Genomic DNA, 2,359 nt, shown 5'->3' on the forward strand with positions numbered 1-2,359 from the left:
CCATGGACCTTAGCACTCTGCTTTCCTCCTTCGCCTCCGCCTTCAATCAAGACCAGCGCCTGCTCACCCTGGAGCTGGGCAGCGGGCAGGTCGCCGCCGAGCAGCTGCTGCCGCAAAGCCTGGATGGCGAAGAGGGCGTGTCCAAGGCCTATCGTTATCAACTCACCTGCCTCTCCCCCGACGGCGCCATCGAACTCAAGACCCTGCTCGGCCAGTCCGCCCGCATCGGCATCGCCGACGCCCAGGGCCAGGAAACTGTCCGTTGCGGCGTGGTCAGCCAGGCCCGGCTGATGGGTTCCGACGGTGGCTTCGCCCAGTACGGCCTGACCATCGAGCCGCCGATCGCGCTACTGCGCCACCGCCGCACCTCGCGGGTGTTCCAGGACTTGAGCGTGCCGGACATCGTCCAGCAGATCGTCCACGAGCACCAGGCGGCCAACCCGGTGTTCGCCCGCGCGCAGGCCATCGAGTTCAAGGTCGGCCCGGCGCAGCCGCGGAGCTACTGCCTGCAGTACCGCGAGGACGACTTCAGCTTCATCGTCCGCCTGCTGCATGAAGAGGGCTACGCCTGGCGCTTCGAGCATGTGGACGGCGACAGCCCGCAGGTCAAGCTGGCGGTGTTCGACGACGCCTACAGCCTGCCGCCGGCCGAGATCGAGCGCGTGCGCTTCCACCGCAGCGACGCCACCGAGGAAGAGGACGGCCTCACCGACTGGAACGCCAGCCGCCAGATCGTGCCCGGCAACGTGGCGCTGGCCACCTTCGACTACCAGCCGGTGTCCACCCAGCACACCGGCGACAGCAGCCAGATCGACCAGGGCCAGGGCGGCCAGGCGCTGCAATCCAGCCTGCAGGACTACGACCCGCAGGGCCTGTACTACGCCGGCGACGCCGACCAGCTGTCGCACTACGCCCGGCTGCGGCAACAGGCGCACGACCTGCAAGCCAAGCAATTCGAAGGCGGCGGCTCCATCCGCGGCCTGACCGCCGGCCAATGGTTCCGCCTGGACGACCACCCGGCGCACGAGGCCGACAGCCACGAGCAGCGCGAATTCGTCGTCACCGGCCAAAGCTTTCAGGTGCGCAACAACCTGCCGACCGACCTGAAAGCCATCCTGCCGGCGGGCGACAAAACCGACGCCCCGTTCGCCACCCGCATCCAGGCCCAGCGCCGCGGCATCCCGCTGACCCCGGCCTACGCCGGCACCCAGTCGGCCAAGCCCACCAGCCTCGGCGTGCAAACCGCCACCGTGGTCGGCCCGGCCGGCGAGGAGGTCCACACCGACGCCCAGGGCCGGATCAAGGTGCAGTTCCACTGGCAGCGGCCGGACGAACACCCCACCATCGGCGCCGGCCTCGACGACAAATCCTCCTGCTGGCTGCGCGTCGCCATGCCCAGCGCCGGCGCCGGCTGGGGCCACCAGTTCATCCCGCGCCTCGGCCAGGAAGTGCTGGTCGACTTCATCGAAGGCGACATCGACCGCCCGGTGATCACCGGCGTGCTGTACAACGGCAGCCACCCGACGCCAGACTTCAGCGGCGCCGGCAGCCTGCCCGCCAACAAGACCCTGTCCGGCATCAAGAGCAAGGAACACCAGGGCGGCGGCTACAACGAGCTGCTGTTCGACGACACCCCCGGCGAAGTGCGCGCCAAGCTGTCCAGCGAACCGGGCAAGACCCAGCTCAACCAGGGCTACCTCGCCCACCCGCGCAGCAACGGCAAAGCCCAACCGCGCGGCGACGGCTTCGAACTCAGAACCGACCACCACGGCGCCATCCGCGCCGCCCACGGCCTGCTGCTGTCCACCGAGGCGCAGAACGGCGCATCCGGCAAACAGCTGGCGCGCGAGCACGCCCAGAGCCAGCTCGACGCCGCGCTGAGCCTCTCCCAGGCGCTGGCCGAGACCGCCACCGGCCAACTGGCCGACACCATGGAAACCGGGCCCGACGAAATCGGCCCGGACAACGCCAAGGCCGGCAAGAAACCGGACGGCCACCTGCAGCACCACGCCGACGCGCTGAAAGCCTGGGAAGCGGGATCGAACACCGATAAGGACGGCAAAACCGCGAAAGAGCAAGCCGGACAGCAGCCGCTGCTGGTGCTGTCCGGCCCGGCCGGCATCGCCTCCCTGACCGAGCAAAGCCAAACCCTCAGCGCCGGGCAAAACCTTAACCTGGTCGCCCAGCGCGATGCCAACCACGCGACCGGCCGGCGCTGGCTGCACAACGTCGGCCAGCACATCAGCCTGTTCGTGGCGGGAGTGAAAGACAAGGTGGCGCTGAAGCTGATCGCCGCCAAGGGCAAGGTGCAGGTGCAGGCGCAGAGCGACGCGATGGAGCTGACGGCGGATAAGGATGT

At 68.9% G+C, this 2,359-nt stretch carries 1 protein-coding gene; it reads left to right on the forward strand.

What is annotated here, in order from left to right:
• Window positions 1-2 precede the first annotated feature (2 nt).
• On the forward strand, window positions 3-2,359 hold a 2,357-nt coding region (locus VL52_RS22795), incomplete at its 3' end, for a type VI secretion system Vgr family protein (RefSeq protein WP_046159190.1).

This window comes from Chromobacterium vaccinii (genome assembly GCF_000971335.1).
Classification (GTDB): domain Bacteria; phylum Pseudomonadota; class Gammaproteobacteria; order Burkholderiales; family Chromobacteriaceae; genus Chromobacterium; species Chromobacterium vaccinii.